Origin of the sequence: Merdimmobilis hominis, assembly GCF_016901855.1 — a bacterium.
GTDB lineage: Bacteria > Bacillota > Clostridia > Oscillospirales > Ruminococcaceae > Paludihabitans.
This window is the reverse complement of sequence record NZ_JACJKY010000033.1, coordinates 1-15,005: the sequence shown is the minus strand read 5'-3', so window position 1 is coordinate 15,005 and position 15,005 is coordinate 1. Positions and strand designations below refer to the sequence as shown.

Here is a 15,005-nt window from a genome sequence, read left to right as displayed (position 1 = left end):
GCAAAAGCGTAATGTCGTTAGCGAAGTTTTACGCAAACCGAGTGGGATAACGGAAAAGACAGTATAGTCTGCGTGACTATGCTGTCTTATTCTTTTTATTGCTGATTTATTTCAAGATTACGGCGTTGGAGATTAAAGCCTTTGCGATTTTTGTTAAGGATAGGGTTGCTCGGATGAATAACATCCGCAGCAACGCAACAGAAATTGTAAACAACGATTTAATTTACACCTAAATAACAGTGGTGGCAGGGAGATGAATTCTCCTTGCCGCCTTTTCTGTAACTTTTTCGCACAAAAGCTTTGGAGTGATTGACTTTTTAATAAAATAGGTGTATACTTAAATATCAAGTTAGCGGCGGGTAACTACACTCGCCGCAATTTTAAGAACCATCAGTTAGTTATTGCTAACTGCTATATAGGAGGAGTCAATATGGCTATTGTTGAATTTAAAGATGTAACCCGTATTTATACAAGCGGCGATCACGAATTGAGAGCACTGGACGGAATAAACTTCACTCTCGACGAGGGAAAGTTTGTTGTTATACTTGGCCCTTCCGGTGCGGGAAAGAGTACGCTTCTCAATATGCTTGGCGGTCTTGACAGTCCCACAAGCGGGACCATCACCGTAAACGGAAAGGACATTTCCACACTAAATAATAACGAACTTGCCGATTACCGTGCTTCTACCGTAGGCTTTGTGTTCCAGTTTTATAACCTTATCCCAACGCTTACGGTCTATGAGAATGTGACGCTGGTAAAAGATATTTCCAAGGATGCCATTGATCCGAAAAAGATGATTGCAGAGGTAGGTCTTGCCGATCACTTACACAACTTCCCGTCAGAACTTTCGGGCGGTGAGCAGCAGAGAGTATCCATTGCCCGCGCACTCGCTAAGAACCCGAAGATTCTCCTTTGCGACGAACCGACAGGTGCGCTGGATTCCGAAACGGGCGTACTTGTACTGAAGCTTCTTCTTTCCATGGCAAAGAATTATGGCAAAACCATTGTTGTCGTTACACACAATCAGAATATCGCAAAGATGGCAGACGTGGTAATTCGAGTAAAGAACGGCAAAATTAAATCTTACGAAGAACAGCCGACTCCTATGAGCGCCGACGAAGTGGAGTGGTAAATAATGCTGATAAGAAAACTGTTCCGTACTGCGTGGAGCTATAAATCGCAGTTCATTTCAATGGTAATTATGATCGCCATCGGTGTTGGCATTTTCCTCGGATTTAATATCGAATGGAAAAGTCTTGAGCACGATGCGATTACCTTTTTGGAAGATACAAATTATGCCGATTACCGACTCTACGCCGAAAGTGGCTTTTCCGAGGACGATATTAAGGCAATACAGAATATTGACGGTGTGGATGCCGCAACAAGATACTTTTATGTGAACGTAGGAATCAAGGACACAAAGAAATCGGTATCGCTGAACGTATCCGAAAACTATACCGTTTCCACGATGATGGTGATGGAAGGCGCACAATACGATAAAAGCGCTGACGGCATCTGGCTGTCGGATAAATTTGCCGATGCAAATGATATTAAAATCGGTGACAAACTCACTTTTACATACACGGGCATTGAAATCAGCGGTGAGGTGATCGGACTTGTAAAAAGCGGTGAAAATCTCGTGTCGGTAGCGGATGAAAACCAACTGATGCCCGATTATGAGGCCCACGGCTTTGCCTATATCTCACCCGAAAAGCTTGAAAATGCCCTTGGCTTTGCATTCTATCCGCAGATCAATATCATCTCAGATTTAGATAAGGAAAACCTTGAAGAAAAGGTCAAGGATGTTACCGGTACGACCTTGCTCGTCACCACGAAGAACGAGCATAATGCTTATGCGGGTGTCAAGAGTGAAGCCGAGGAAGGAAAGACGATGGGCTCTATTCTGCCCGTACTGTTCCTTGCTATTGCCATTCTTACGATGGTAACGACCATGCACCGTATCTCTGCCAATGAAAAGGTACAGATCGGTACGCTGAAAGCACTTGGCTTCCGTGACCGCAAGATCCTTATGCACTATACCTCTTACGGACTTATGATCGGTCTTGTGGGATTAGTGCTCGGCGTTGGGCTTGGCTACCTTGTGGCATCGCTTATTATCAGTCCCACGGGTATGATGAGCACATATCTCGATATGCCCGATTGGAGCCTGCATATGCCCGACTTCTGTATTCCCGTTATGGTGCTTATGCTCGTGTTCTTGACTCTTATCAGTTATCTTTCGGTTAAGAAGATGCTGAAAGGAACAGCGGCAGATGCGCTCCGTCCTTATACACCAAAGGCGATGAAAAAGAGCATCATCGAGAAATTGTCCTTTTGGAATAAGCTCTCCTTCGGAACAAAGTGGAATATCCGTGATATTATGCGGCACAAGGCTCGTTCTGCCATGACACTTGTGGGTGTGGTGGGCTGTACGCTTTTGCTGGTGGGAAGCTTCGGTATGCGTGACAGTATGCTGTTCTTCCTTGACACCTTAGATGAAGACGTCAGCAACTATACGACGAAGATCAATATTTCCGAATCTGCCACAAATGAAGATGTCCTTGCACTCGCTACTAAGGTTAATGGCGATTGGCAGGCAGTAAGCGGAATCAGTTATGAAGGCAAAACCATCTCTCTTGAGATATACAATTCCGACATTGAAAAAATCGGTTTCCTTACTGAGGATAATAAGCCTATGGAGCTGACCAATGACGGCGTATATCTTTGTCTGCGGCTAAAGGATACTGCCGATATCGGTGATACCATTGAATTTTCTCCCTATGGCAGCGAAGATACCTATGAGGTAAAGGTTGCCGGATATTTCCGCTCTCTTGTTTCCGAATGCATTGTTATGACGGATACCTATGCTGACAGCATTTGTATAGAATATCACATCGGAACGATCTATACCGATACTGCAGCCGAGAAAATTGAAAGCTCAGCCATCATCTCCGGCAAGCAGGACAAACAGACCATTATGGATTCCTACGATACCTTTATGGATATCATGAACGTGATGATCGTGGTGCTGGCGGTGGCGGCGATCGTCCTCGGCATCGTTGTGCTTTATAATCTGGGTGTGATGAGCTACGTAGAGCGTAGCCGTGAACTTGCAACCCTAAAGGTTCTTGGATTCCGTGACAAAGCGATCGGAGGGCTCCTCATCAGTCAAAATATTTGGCTGACAATCATTGGCGTGATGATCGGCATTCCTGCAGGTCTTGGTGTACTGAAGGTGCTGGTTGCAGCACTTGTTAGTGAATATGAGCTTAGTCTCAGCTTGAGCCTCGCCACCTTTGTAATCAGCATTGTGCTGACATTCGGCGTGTCCTTACTTGTGGGACTTATGGTTTCGAGAAAAAACAAGAAAATTGATATGGTGGAAGCTTTGAAAGGAGCAGAATGATAAAAGTATGGATAACTATATCATTATTGGCGTTATTGCGTTAATTGCCCTGGTTGCGATCGGCACCATCGTAAAGCGAAAAGGCCGTAAGGGCTGCTGTGGCAGCGGCAGTGATTACAAGCCCAGAAAGAATGCTCATGTACGGTAAGGAAGCAAGCAACCGAAAACAAGAGATAGACCGCCAGCACTACACTATTCCGAACCAAAGACCAAAAGATAAGCATTGTGGGAAAATCTAAACTTTTGGATTTTCCTACAATGCCAACTACGGCGGAATCCCTCCCACTCCTTATATCTTTCTGTATACATTGAATTTGTATTTAGTAAAATGCAGACAACACCACGGATCGGCTTTTGGTTGGACAATTCCAACCAAACACCACAGCAGACAGCAGAAAACATTCTGAACGCTAGGAAGCCGGTATGATTGTTACATATAAGGGGAAGAAAAATTTCTTTTAGGTACTTGCTTTCCTAAAACTGATGTGATATAATAGCTTCATTCCAGAAAAGGAGTAAAAAATATGCGGCAAGGTATTCTTAAATAAAACTATAATCAAATAGTGGGAACAAAGGATTATGATAGTTCCTTTTGTGGGGGCTTGATTTTTTGTACCCAATTTAAGAATACTTTTGCCTTATCAATTTTGACATATCCAAAAAAACAGCAGTCACAAATAGGTGTATGCTGTATATGTGTATGTCCGCAAATTATAATCCCCAGTGGTAAAAGTATTTTACTGCTGGGGATTTTTGTGCCCTTTCGGGCTGTAAAAGGAGGACAATCACATGAAAATAATCAATATTGGCATTCTTGCCCATGTAGACGCTGGAAAGACGACCTTGACGGAGAGCCTGCTATATGCCAGCGGAGCCATTTCAGAACCGGGGAGCGTCGAAAAAGGGACAACGAGGACGGACACCATGTTTTTGGAGCGGCAGCGTGGGATTACCATTCAAGCGGCAGTCACTTCCTTCCAGTGGCACAGATGTAAAGTTAACATTGTGGATACGCCCGGCCACATGGATTTTTTGGCGGAGGTGTACCGCTCTTTGGCTGTTTTAGATGGGGCCATCTTGGTGATCTCCGCTAAAGATGGCGTGCAGGCCCAGACCCGTATTCTGTTCCATGCCCTGCGGAAAATGAACATTCCCACCGTTATCTTTATCAACAAGATCGACCAGGCTGGCGTTGATTTGCAGAGCGTGGTTCAGTCTGTTCGGGATAAGCTCTCCGCCGATATTATCATCAAGCAGACGGTGTCGCTGTCCCCGGAAATAGTCCTGGAGGAAAATACCGACATAGAAGCATGGGATGCGGTCATCGAAAATAACGATGAATTATTGGAAAAGTATATCGCAGGAGAACCAATCAGCCGGGAAAAACTTGCGCGGGAGGAACAGCAGCGGGTTCAAGACGCCTCCCTGTTCCCAGTCTATCATGGCAGCGCCAAAAATGGCCTTGGCATTCAACCGTTGATGGATGCGGTGACAGGGCTGTTCCAACCGATTGGGGAACAGGGGGGCGCCGCCCTATGCGGCAGCGTTTTCAAGGTTGAGTACACCGATTGCGGCCAGCGGCGTGTCTATCTACGGTTATACAGCGGAACGCTGCGCCTGCGGGATACGGTGGCCCTGGCCGGGAGAGAAAAGCTGAAAATCACAGAGATGCGTATTCCATCCAAAGGGGAAATTGTTCGGACAGACACCGCTTATCAGGGTGAAATTGTTATCCTTCCCAGCGACAGCGTGAGGTTAAACGATGTATTAGGGGACCAAACCCGGCTCCCTCGTAAAAGGTGGCGCGAGGACCCCCTCCCCATGCTGCGGACGACGATTGCGCCGAAAACGGCAGCGCAAAGAGAACGGCTGCTGGACGCTCTTACGCAACTTGCGGATACTGACCCGCTTTTGCGTTGCGAAGTGGATTCCATCACCCATGAGATCATTCTTTCTTTTTTGGGCCGGGTGCAGTTGGAGGTTGTTTCCGCTTTGCTGTCGGAAAAATACAAGCTTGAAACAGTGGTAAAGGAACCCTCCGTCATTTATATGGAGCGGCCGCTCAAAGCAGCCAGCCACACCATCCATATCGAGGTGCCGCCCAACCCGTTTTGGGCATCCATAGGACTGTCTGTTACACCACTCTCGCTTGGCTCCGGTGTACAATACGAGAGCCGGGTTTCGCTGGGATACTTGAACCAGAGTTTTCAAAACGCTGTCAGGGATGGTATCCGTTACGGGCTGGAGCAGGGCTTGTTCGGCTGGAACGTAACGGACTGTAAGATTTGCTTTGAATACGGGCTTTATTACAGTCCGGTCAGCACGCCGGCGGACTTCCGCTCATTGGCCCCGATTGTATTGGAACAGGCATTGAAGGAATCGGGGACGCAGCTGCTGGAACCTTATCTCTCCTTCATCCTCTATGCGCCCCAGGAATACCTTTCCAGGGCTTATCATGATGCACCGAAATACTGTGCCACCATCGAAACGGCCCAGGTAAAAAAGGATGAAGTTGTCTTTACTGGCGAGATTCCCGCCCGCTGTATACAGGCATACCGTACTGATCTGGCCTTTTACACCAACGGGCGGAGCGTATGCCTTACAGAGCTGAAAGGATATCAGGCCGCTGTCGGTCAGCCGGTCATCCAGCCCCGCCGTCCAAACAGCCGCCTGGACAAGGTGCGCCATATGTTTCAGAAGGTAATGTAAAGATACATAATCGTCAAGACGGCAACAATCAGAAGTTATGGAGGGTAACAATGGAATATAGTAAGGAAGATTTAATGGAAGCAAAAAAGCAAATTTGGGGAGTGGGAGAGAACATGGGAACAGAGGAAAGTAAAAAAATCTGGGAGGAGAACGCACAATTTTGGGATAATGCAATGGGTGACGAATCTAATGAATTTCACAGAGAGGTAGTGCGTCCCAAAGTAACGGAACTTCTATCTCCTAATCCTGCGGATTACATTTTGGATATTGCGTGTGGCAATGGAAATTATTCTTCGTATCTTGCACAAAGAGGCGCTTCGGTTGTCGCTTTTGATTACAGCAAAAAAATGATAGAATTGGCTAAAAGACGGCAATCACAATATGCAAAACAAATTGAATTTTGTGTGGCGGATGCGACCGATAGAAAAAGTATATTAGAATTAAAAAGAAATCGAGCCTTTACGAAAGCAGTTTCTAATATGGCAATTATGGATATTACGGATATTGAACCACTTCTTATGGCTGTTTATGAACTGTTGCAGGAAAGCGGAATTTTTGTCTTTGCAACGCAACACCCTTGTTTTGTCACGTTGACTGAAAAATATATGACACCGCACAGTTACTATGATATAGCGATTGAAGGGCAACCGAAAGAGCAGATTTATTATCATCGTTCCATACAAGATATTTTTAACCTTTGTTTTAGAGCTGGATTTGTCATTGATGGATTTTATGAAGAATGTTTTAAAACCAACAAAGAAATTCCTATGGTAATGATAGTAAGGCTTAAGAAGGTAAAACGTGATAGCTTAAAATAAATTCAAGTTTGTCGGGTAAATAGCAAACCCAGCCGAGCCAGTCAACGGTCAAGATGAACGGCGCATATGCGCAGCCGTTGACAGCCCCGCCCGCCTTTGCTGGTAGGCAATCAAGGGGCGACAGCAAGAAGTGCCACCGCCCCGCACTATTATTCAGAAAGGGGAATTTCCATGACCGACCAGATAGCCTATCAAGAATATATCCAGCGCAGGTACAACGCCTTTTGCAAGACTGTTATCCGCTGTGCCGCCTTGGACAAGATTTTGAAGCTTAAACGGCAATGGGAACGGCAAGTTTCCCTTGACTATCTGATGAACGAGAAGTTTGTCCAGTTTGCCGCGTCGGAGCCGGACGAGGAATACCCATTTACCGTCTGCGGTCAGACCGTCCTGCTCTGCAACGCCGCCCTTGCCGACGCGATCTCTGTTTTGCCGGAGCAGACGCGGGAAGAAATCCTGCGCTATTACTTTCTGCGCCAGCCGCAGCGCGTGATCGGCGCGTGTATTGGCCGGTCACGCAGCACAGCGGGGCGGCATATCCAGCTTGCCTTGCAGCGGCTACGCGAAGAAATGGGGGTGAGCCGGTATGAGTAGACTTCTCCCCTATGAAACAATCCTCAAAGCCCGTGAGGGCGACCCAGAAGCCGTGAACGCTGTCCTGCTCCACTACGCCGGATATATCCGCTATTTCTCAAAAGTGAACGGGCAGGTCAACGCCGAGGTGGAGGACTATGTAAAGCAGCGGTTAATTGACTGTCAATTCAAGTTCCGGCTTGACGAACCACCGGACAAGTCATAAAAACTGAATACCAGCCGCCACCGACGCGGCCAGCGAAAGCAGTAAGTCTTGAAAAAGATTTACTGCTTTTTTTGTTGTCCGGCTCCGCTCCCGGCCATTTTGCCCCCTGCCGGTTGTAGTAGTAAGCGAGGAGGGAATTTTTCTGCCCTGGTGTTTGGCATTTGGAGCATTTACCCGTAGTAGAGGGCAAAGAGAAAGGATTTCTCCAACACCGGGTAGAAACCACTGCGTCCGGTGTCATTTTAGCGAAAGCGGGCAGGAATGCCCTTTACAGGATTAGTAGTAGCAGAAAAAGAGAAACAAACTTTTGTGGTTGCAGTTTTCCAAAAAAGTGGCGGACGGAAGTGAGAGAAAGTTTGCAGTCACGGAGAGCAAGTTTCTACCACGGTGCCAAAATCCGCAATTCTGCAGTTTTGCCCCTCGCGGGAAACTTGTTGGGGAGTGCCTTCCCCAAACCCTGCTCATGCGCCCTTACGGGCGAGAAAGGAGGTCACACCATGCGAAAGAAATACAACACGCCCCACCGCAGCCGCGTTGTGAAAACCCGGCTGTCCGAAGATGAGTATGCCGACTTCACAGCGCGGCTTGCGCCCTATGGTATCAGCCAGTCCGAATTTCTCCGGCAGGCGATACGGCGGGCGACCATACGCCCGGTTGTCCATGTGTCGTCGGTCAATGACGAGTTGCTTTCCGCTGTCGGGAAGCTGACAGCCGAGTACGGCAGGATCGGCGGCAACCTCAATCAGATTGCCCGGTATCTGAACGAATACGGCGTACCCTACAACACCCTTTCCGGCGAGGTACGCGCCGCCATATCCGACCTTGCCGTCCTCAAGTATGAAGTCCTCAAGAAAGTAGGTGACGCGGTTGGCAACACTCAAGCATATCAACTCTAAAAACGCCGACTACGGAGCCGCCGAGCAATATCTTCTCTTTGAGCATGACGAGTTTACCATGAAGCCCGTCCTTGATGAAACCGGCAGGCTTATCCCCCGCGAGGACTACCGGCTGTCCACGCTGAACTGCGACGGGGAGGATTTTGCCGTTGCGTGTATGCGGGCCAATCTCCGCTATCAGAAAAACCAGCGGCGGGAAGATGTGAAAAGCCACCACTACATCATCAGCTTTGACCCGCGGGACGGGCCGGACAACGGCCTGACCGTAGACCGGGCGCAGGCGTTGGGGGAACAATTCTGTAAAGAGCATTTTCCCGGCCACCAGGCCCTTGTCTGCACCCACCCGGACGGGCATAACCACAGCGGCAACATTCATGTGCATATCGTCATAAACAGCCTGCGGATTGAGGAAGTGCCGTTCCTGCCCTACATGGACAGGCCGGCCGATACGAAAGTCGGCTGCAAGCACCGATGTACCGACGCTGCCCTGCGCTACTTCAAATCCGAAGTCATGGAGATGTGCCACCGGGAGGGGCTTTATCAAATCGACCTCTTGAACGGCAGCAAGAACCGCGTCACCGACCGGGAGTATTGGGCGCAGAAAAAGGGACAGGCCGCGCTGGACAAGCAGAACGCCCCCATGATTGCCGATAGTATCACGCCCCGGCAGACCAAGTTTGAAACGAACAAGGAGAAGCTGCGGCAGACCCTACGGAAAGCCCTTGCCACCGCCGCCAGCTTTGACGAGTTTTCCTCTCTGTTGCTGCAGGAGGGTGTGACCGTCAAGGAGAGCCGGGGGCGGCTTTCCTACCTCACGCCGGACAGGACAAAGCCAATTACCGCCCGGAAGCTGGGCGACGATTTTGACCGCGCCGCTGTCTTTGCCGTTTTAGAGCAAAACGCCGCCAGAGCAGCCGAAGCGCCAGCCAGATCCCCCGATCCCCCACGCACCATAAAAGACCGCTTGCAGGTTGCCAGAGCCGAGATAGCCGCCCCGAAACAGGACGGAGTGCAGCGGCTTGTGGACATTGAGCAGAAAATGGCCGAGGGCAAAGGCCGGGGCTATGAACGCTGGGCGAAGATACACAATCTGAAGCAGGCCGCCAAAACGCTGTCCGTCTACCAGCAATACGGCTTTACTTCCCCGGAGCAGTTAGAAGCCGCCGTTGACACCGCCTATCAGAAAATGCGCCAGACCAGCGGCGAACTGAAAGCACTGGAAACGAAGCTGCAAGGGAAAAAGAAGTTGCAGCGGCAGGTGTTGGCCTACGCCCAGACCAAGGCCGCCCGCGACGGGCTGCGGGCACAGAAATCCGAGAAAGCCCGCGCCGCATACCGGCAGGCCCATGAGAGCGATTTTATCATAGCCGACGCAGCAGCCCGGTATTTCAAGGCGCATGGCATTACCAAGCTGCCCGCCCGGAAAGCGTTGCAGGCCGAGATCGAGCAGCTTATCTCCGAGAAAGACGGCCTGTATAACACCTATCACGAACAGAAACAGCGGTTCAAGGAGTTGCAGACCGTCAAGCGGAACATCGACCAGATTTTGCGCCGGGAGGAACCGCACCGCAGAAAGGAGCAGAGCCATGAACGATAAACTGCCCCGCATGGACTACCGCCAGCACCGGCGGGCGCGGCGGCTGGTGCATGAGTGCTGTAACTACGACGGGGGAAACTGCCTGCTGTTAGACGACGGGGAGCCTTGCGTGTGCGTCCAGAGCATTTCCCTTTCCCTCATGTGCCGCTGGTTCCGTGTGGCTGTCCTGCCCCTTGACGGGGAGCTGTCCGCAGCCCTCTTATACCGGGGGAGCCGGAAACGGTGTGCTGTCTGCGGCGCGGCATTTGTCCCCAAATCCAACCGGGGGAAATACTGCCCCGACTGCGCCGGGCGCATGAAGAAAATCCGCGCCGCCGAGAGAAAGCGGAAACAAAGGCAGAGATGTCACGCTTTAGAGCCTTTCAAACCCGCATAAATCAAGGCTTTTTTCGTGGGTGTCAAAGGGTACGCGATACATTTATCCTTTTCCCCCGGAAACGGCGTTCTAAATGCGTACAAACACCCCAAATCCACCCAAAGGAGGAACCATGTCAGACAACCGAAAATACTACTACCTCAAGCTGAAAGAGAATTACTTTGACGAGGACGCCATTGTGCTGCTGGAAAGTATGCAGGACGGTATCCTCTATTCCAACATCCTCTTGAAACTGTACCTGAAATCGCTGAAAAACGGCGGGAAGTTGCAGCTTGATGAAAATATCCCCTACACCGCGCAGATGATTGCCACCATTACCCGTCAGCAAGTCGGCACCGTAGAACGGGCCTTGCAGATTTTTATGAAGCTGGGGCTTGTGGAGCCGTTACAGAACGGCGCACTGTATATGAGCAACATTGAACTACTGATCGGCCAATCCTCTACCGAGGGGGAGCGAAAACGGCGGGCAAGGCTGGCTTTGCAGGAGCAGAAAGCCTTGCCAAAGGCCGGGGCGGACAAATGTCCACCATATCAAGCGGACATTTGTCCACCAGAGATAGAGATAGAGAAAGAGATAGAAAAAGAGAGAGAGCGAGAGTTAGATACGGGACAACCCGCCCGCGCCGCCTATGGCCGGTATGAAAATGTTTTTCTTTCGCAATCGGAACTGGACGGGCTGAAAGCAGACCTGCCCGGCAAATGGGACTATTACATTGACCGGCTATCCTGCCATATCGCGTCCAGCGGCAAGCGATACAAGAGCCATGCCGCCACCATCTACAAATGGGCGCAGGAGGACGCAACTAAGAAAGCCCCGAAAAAGGGCATACCAGACTACTCATGCAAGGAGGGCGAGAGTTTATGAAGAACGAAATCAACGCTGTTTTGGAGAATATGACGGCCACCACCCCGGAGCCGGAGGACTACACCGGCGAGGACGGTTTGCTGTACTGCGGCAAGTGCCGCAAGCCGAAAGAAGCCTATTTTGCGCCGGATAAGGCCGCTATCTTCGGGCGCGACCGCCACCCGGCAGAGTGCGACTGCCAGAAAACCGCCCGCGAGGAACGGGAAGCCGCCGAAAAGCGGCGCAGGCACCTTGACACCGTGGAAGAACTGAAACGCCGGGGCTTTACCGACCCCGCCATGCGGGACTGGACTTTCGAGAATGACAACGGCAGGAACCCGCAGGCCGGGCTTGCCCGCCGGTATGTGGAGCATTGGGAGGATATGCGGACAGACAATATCGGCTGCCTGTTCTGGGGCGGCGTAGGCACCGGCAAAAGCTACCTTGCAGGCTGTATCGCAAACGCCCTTATGGAGAAAGAAATCCCCGTCCACATGACGAACTTTGCCCTTATCCTCAACGACCTTGCCGCCAGCTTTGAGGGGCGCAACGAGTACATTTCCCGCCTTTGCCGCTATCCGCTGCTGATCCTTGACGACTTCGGCATGGAACGCGGGACGGAATACGGGCTGGAACAGGTGTTCAATGTGATTGACAGCCGTTACCGCAGCGGCAAGCCGCTGATCGTCACGACCAACCTTACGCTGGACGACCTGCACAACCCGGAGGACACCGCCCATTCCCGGATTTATGACCGCCTGCTTTCCATGTGCGTCCCGGTACGCTTTACCGGCGACAACTTCCGGCAGGAAACCGCCAAGCGGAAAATGGAGAGCATGAAGAAACTGATTACCGACTGAAAGGAGTATTGCCTATGGCAGATAACAAGCAGCACGACACCCGCACCACCCGCCGCCCTGACTGTGTGACGGAAATCCGCATGGGCAATTCCGTCCTTGTCGTGTCCGGCTATTTCAAGAAAGACACCACAACCACAGCCGCCGACAAAATGGCGCGGGTACTGGAAGCGGAAGCCGCTGCTACACAGGAGCCGACTTATCCGGCGTGAACCGGGGCATGGAAAAGCGGCCATGCCAGGGAGCATGACCGCTGGAACGAAAATCGGAAGTGCTTTAGCAATTCTTAATCTCATTCTCTATAAAATAATTTGCAATTTCAAAGGCTTTTATTCTTCTCTTTGCCAATGTGATTTGTGATTTATAACGCTCGGAATTATCCTTTGATTCAAATGTTTTTACTGTTTCTCTTAGCTTGTGCAGAGTTGAATCAATTTGCCTTTTGGCCGCGGTTAATTCATCTATTGTATACTTCATGTTTTCTCCTTTAACTTCTGATTTTTTTGTTAAATCAGAGTATACCACGGAGTTATGAACTTTTCTACTGCAAATATGGGACGACAACCCATACCATAAAAATCGGAAAATTGAAAAGCTGTAAAGAAGCAAATTTAACGCTTTTGCCGCTGTACAGCCCCCGCCGTTCCGTGGTACAATGAAACCACGGAATAGTGGGGCTGGCTGTCGGAAACGGAGGATTTTATGTTAAGACAAGCCACCCAAAACCTCATTACCGCCCTTTATCCGAGATTGTCCCACGAGGATGAATTGCAAGGCGAGAGTAATTCCATATCGAACCAAAAAAGGATACTCGAAACCTACGCAAAACAGAACGGCTTTACCAATCTGCGCTGGTACACCGACGACGGTTATTCCGGCGCGAACTTCCAGCGGCCCGGATTTCAAGCCATGCTTGCGGACATTGAAGCCGGGAAAGTTGGTACGGTCATTGTCAAGGACATGAGCCGGTTAGGGCGAAACTACTTGCAGGTAGGGTTTTACACGGAAATGCTGTTCCCTCAAAAGGGCGTGCGTTTTATCGCTGTCAACGACAATGTGGACAGCGCAAACGGCGGCATGGACAATGATTTTACCCCTCTGCGAAATCTGTTCAACGAATGGCTGGTGAGAGATACGAGCAAGAAAATCAAGGCAGTTAAAAGAGCAAAAGGCATGAGCGGCAAGCCCGTTACCAGCAAGCCGGTGTATGGCTACCTCATGGACGAGGACGAGAACTATATCGTTGACGAGGAAACCGCGCCGGTTGTCCAGCAGATTTACCAGCTTTGCCTTGCGGGGAACGGCCCGACCAAGATTGCCCGTATGCTGACGGAACAGCAAATCCCCACGCCGGGGACGCTGGAATACCGCAGGACAGGCAGCACCCGCCGTTATCACCCAGGCTATGAGTGCAAATGGGCGACCAACACCGTCGTTCATATCCTCGAAAACCGAGAGTACACCGGATGTCTGGTGAACTTCAAAACGGAAAAGCCTTCTTATAAGGTCAAGCACAGCATAGAGAACCCCGTCGAGAAGCAGGCCATTTTCGAGAACCACCATGAGCCGATCATCGACAAGGAAACATGGGAACGGGTGCAGGAGTTACGCAAACAGCGCAAACGCCCGAACCGCTACGATGAAGTGGGGCTGTTCTCCGGGATTTTGTTCTGCGCCGACTGCGGCCATGTGCTGTATCAGCAGCGGTATCAGAACAAAGACCGCAAACAGGACTGCTACATCTGCGGCAGCTACAAGAAGCGCACCCGCAACTGTACGGCGCACTTTATCCGCACCGATCTGTTGACCGCTGGTGTCCTGGCAAATCTCCGGCAAGTGACCGAATACGCAGCCAAGCATGAGAGCCGGTTTGTGAAACTACTTGTCCAGCAGAACGAGATCGGCGGCAAGCGAAAGACCGCCGCAGCCATCAAGCAGCTTGAACAGGCGCAGGAACGCATTTCTGAAATCAGCCGCATTATCAAGCGGCTGTATGAGGACAATGTAAACGGCAAAATCAGCGATGAGCGTTTCATGGAACTGTCGGCTGACTACGAAGCCGAGCAAGCGGAGCTGAAAAAGAGAGCCGCCGCCCTGCAAGCCGAACTGGACAAGTCACAGGCAGCTACCGTCAACGCCGAGAAATTTATGGGCATTGTCCGCAAGCACCTTGCCTTTGAAGAACTGACCCCCACTCTCTTGCGGGAAATGATCGAGAAAATTGTGGTGCATGAGTGCAGCTATGATGAGAACGGCACCCGCAGGCAGGACATTGAGATTTATTACAGCTTTGTCGGCAAGATTGACTTGCCCGAATAACCGCCCGACCTATCCGACACAATGGCCAAGTGTCGGATAGGAACGGCAAAATTTTTTGCACTTCTATTGCTTCTTTATCACACATAAGCAAAGAAGCTGAAGAATGTAATTGCCACCAAGACCTTCAAGGTTGATGGCATGCACTGCGAAAAATGCAGTAACCGTGTGACCGAAGCAGTCAACGACATCCCCGGCGTTGCCGGCGTGGTGGATCTGAAAAAGGGAATTGTGACGGTCTCCTACGAGCAGGAAGTCGCTGACGAGCAGATCAAGGATAGCCGTTTGTTTTATTCGAAATGGCCTACGGCTCGATGAAACTATTTCTGTTCGATTTTACGGGGTTTTTATTCGTGACATCGTTCTGCCTCGCGCATTACAGTGCGG

The 15,005-nt window shown here is 50.3% G+C and carries 16 protein-coding genes; 15 read left to right on the top strand and 1 reads right to left on the bottom strand.

Annotated features, from left to right (window positions below):
- Window positions 1-430: 430 nt before the first annotated feature.
- The 13 genes from H6A12_RS12385 to H6A12_RS12325 all read left to right on the top strand — a co-directional run bounded on the left by H6A12_RS12385 (window position 431) and on the right by H6A12_RS12325 (window position 12,514).
- On the top strand, window positions 431-1,132 hold the full coding sequence (locus H6A12_RS12385) for an ABC transporter ATP-binding protein (RefSeq protein ID WP_204448303.1): 702 nt from the start codon (window positions 431-433) through the stop codon (window positions 1,130-1,132).
- Window positions 1,133-1,135: 3 nt separating this feature from the next.
- Window positions 1,136-3,406 (top strand): ABC transporter permease, encoded by a 2,271-nt coding sequence (locus tag H6A12_RS12380; RefSeq protein WP_204448302.1) that lies wholly within the window; start codon window positions 1,136-1,138, stop codon window positions 3,404-3,406.
- Window positions 3,407-3,413: 7 nt separating this feature from the next.
- A complete protein-coding gene (locus H6A12_RS12375) occupies window positions 3,414-3,554 on the top strand; it encodes a hypothetical protein (RefSeq protein WP_204448301.1) in 141 nt (46 codons plus the stop codon).
- Between the two features lie 641 nt (window positions 3,555-4,195).
- A complete protein-coding gene (gene tet(W), locus H6A12_RS12370; RefSeq protein WP_002586627.1) occupies window positions 4,196-6,115 on the top strand; it encodes a tetracycline resistance ribosomal protection protein Tet(W) in 1,920 nt (639 codons plus the stop codon).
- A gap of 50 nt (window positions 6,116-6,165) precedes the next feature.
- Complete coding sequence (locus H6A12_RS12365) at window positions 6,166-6,933, top strand: class I SAM-dependent methyltransferase (RefSeq protein WP_002586626.1); 768 nt, start codon at window positions 6,166-6,168, stop codon at window positions 6,931-6,933.
- A gap of 171 nt (window positions 6,934-7,104) precedes the next feature.
- A complete protein-coding gene (locus tag H6A12_RS12360) occupies window positions 7,105-7,527 on the top strand; it encodes a sigma-70 family RNA polymerase sigma factor (protein ID WP_002586616.1) in 423 nt (140 codons plus the stop codon).
- Window positions 7,520-7,732: a helix-turn-helix domain-containing protein gene (locus tag H6A12_RS12355; protein ID WP_002586615.1), complete on the top strand. Its 213-nt coding sequence runs from the start codon at window positions 7,520-7,522 to the stop codon at window positions 7,730-7,732. Before H6A12_RS12360 ends, H6A12_RS12355 begins: the two co-directional genes overlap by 8 nt.
- A gap of 497 nt (window positions 7,733-8,229) precedes the next feature.
- Window positions 8,230-8,628, top strand: a complete 399-nt coding sequence (locus H6A12_RS12350) for a plasmid mobilization protein (protein WP_002596229.1) — start codon at window positions 8,230-8,232, stop codon at window positions 8,626-8,628.
- On the top strand, window positions 8,600-10,225 hold the full coding sequence (locus H6A12_RS12345; protein ID WP_204448300.1) for a relaxase/mobilization nuclease domain-containing protein: 1,626 nt from the start codon (window positions 8,600-8,602) through the stop codon (window positions 10,223-10,225). The genes H6A12_RS12350 and H6A12_RS12345 overlap by 29 nt, the downstream gene beginning before the upstream one ends.
- Window positions 10,215-10,601 carry a cysteine-rich VLP domain-containing protein gene (locus H6A12_RS12340; protein WP_204448299.1) on the top strand — a complete coding sequence of 129 codons (387 nt, stop codon included), beginning with the start codon at window positions 10,215-10,217 and terminating at the stop codon, window positions 10,599-10,601. Before H6A12_RS12345 ends, H6A12_RS12340 begins: the two co-directional genes overlap by 11 nt.
- A gap of 112 nt (window positions 10,602-10,713) precedes the next feature.
- Entirely contained in the window at window positions 10,714-11,466 is a 753-nt protein-coding gene (locus tag H6A12_RS12335; RefSeq protein ID WP_074754406.1) for a phage replisome organizer N-terminal domain-containing protein, read from the top strand.
- Window positions 11,463-12,305, top strand: coding sequence for an ATP-binding protein (locus H6A12_RS12330; RefSeq protein WP_204448304.1), 843 nt, complete (start codon window positions 11,463-11,465; stop codon window positions 12,303-12,305). The genes H6A12_RS12335 and H6A12_RS12330 overlap by 4 nt, the downstream gene beginning before the upstream one ends.
- A gap of 14 nt (window positions 12,306-12,319) precedes the next feature.
- Complete coding sequence (locus tag H6A12_RS12325; protein ID WP_002596234.1) at window positions 12,320-12,514, top strand: transposon-encoded TnpW family protein; 195 nt, start codon at window positions 12,320-12,322, stop codon at window positions 12,512-12,514.
- Window positions 12,515-12,578: 64 nt separating this feature from the next.
- Here the strand turns inward: H6A12_RS12325 and H6A12_RS12320 are convergent, their stop codons facing one another.
- The gene (locus tag H6A12_RS12320; RefSeq protein ID WP_002596235.1) at window positions 12,579-12,779 is read right to left on the bottom strand and encodes a hypothetical protein; all 201 of its coding nucleotides are present in this window, start codon (window positions 12,777-12,779) and stop codon (window positions 12,579-12,581) included.
- 225 nt (window positions 12,780-13,004) lie between these two features.
- On the opposite strand from H6A12_RS12320, the gene H6A12_RS12315 reads away from it, so the two are divergent.
- Both H6A12_RS12315 and H6A12_RS12310 read left to right on the top strand, forming a co-directional pair.
- A complete protein-coding gene (locus H6A12_RS12315; RefSeq protein WP_204448298.1) occupies window positions 13,005-14,621 on the top strand; it encodes a recombinase family protein in 1,617 nt (538 codons plus the stop codon).
- A gap of 96 nt (window positions 14,622-14,717) precedes the next feature.
- Window positions 14,718-14,936 (top strand): heavy-metal-associated domain-containing protein, encoded by a 219-nt coding sequence (locus H6A12_RS12310; RefSeq protein ID WP_275955308.1) that lies wholly within the window; start codon window positions 14,718-14,720, stop codon window positions 14,934-14,936.
- Window positions 14,937-15,005: the final 69 nt, after the last annotated feature.